1 protein-coding gene is annotated in these 939 nt (G+C 70.0%); it reads left to right on the top strand.

The genetic code is table 11. From position 1 onward, the window contains the following. A partial coding sequence (locus Mam01_RS36060) for an extracellular catalytic domain type 1 short-chain-length polyhydroxyalkanoate depolymerase (protein ID WP_307820201.1) occupies positions 1–939 on the top strand: 939 nt, incomplete at both ends.

The raw sequence follows: 939 nt of genomic DNA, 5'->3' as shown, positions 1-939 counted from the left end.
ACGAAGGCTCAGATCCCTGCTGGCCGCCGTGTCGTTGCCCCTGGTGCTGGTCGGCATGCTGCTGGCCGCCCGGCCCGCCGCGGCCGCCTCCCTCACCCGGATCACCGGGTTCGGCACCAACCCGACCAACCTGAACATGTACCTCTACGTCCCCGACCGGGTCGCCACCCGCCCCGCCCTGCTGGTCCTGGTCCACTACTGCAGCGGCTCGGCCAGCGGCATCTTCAACGGCAACGGCCACGACTACGTCACCGCCGCCGACCGCTACGGCTACATCATCGTGGTCCCCGAGGCCACCCGCAGCGGATCCTGCTTCGACGTGTCCACCCCCGCCGCGCTCCGCCGCGACGGCGGCAGCGACTCCACCGGCATCATGGCCATGGTCAACTACACCCGCCAGCGCTACAACGTCGACCCCGGCCGCATCGTCGTCAGCGGCTTCTCCTCCGGCGCCATGATGACCAACGTCCTGGCCGCCGAATACCCCGACGTGTTCTCCGCCGCCTCCGCCTTCTCCGGCGTCCCGGCCGGGTGCTTCGCCACCAACGACGGCTCGCTGTGGAACGGCCAGTGCTCCGGCGGGCAGATCACCAAGACCGCCCAGCAGTGGGGCGACCAGGCCCGCGCCATGTACCCCGGCTACACCGGCCGCTACCCCCGCATGCAGCTGTGGCACGGCACCACCGACACCACCCTGCACTACAACAACTTCGGTGAAGAGATCAAGCAGTGGACCAACCTCAACGGGCTGAGCCAGACCCCCGCCTTCACCGACCACCCGCAGTCCAGCTGGACCCGCACCCGCTACGGCAACACCGGCACCCAGGCCACCGTCGAGGGCATCAGCATCTCCGGCGTCGGCCACCAGCTCCCCATGAGCGGCCAGCTCGCCTACGCCATCTCCTTCCTCGGCCTCGACGCGCCGAGCACCTCCCCGTC

The organism is Microbispora amethystogenes (genome assembly GCF_016863015.1).
Lineage (GTDB): Bacteria > Actinomycetota > Actinomycetes > Streptosporangiales > Streptosporangiaceae > Microbispora > Microbispora amethystogenes.
The sequence above is the reverse complement of the archived record's forward strand: the minus strand, read 5'-3'. Positions and strand labels throughout refer to the sequence as shown.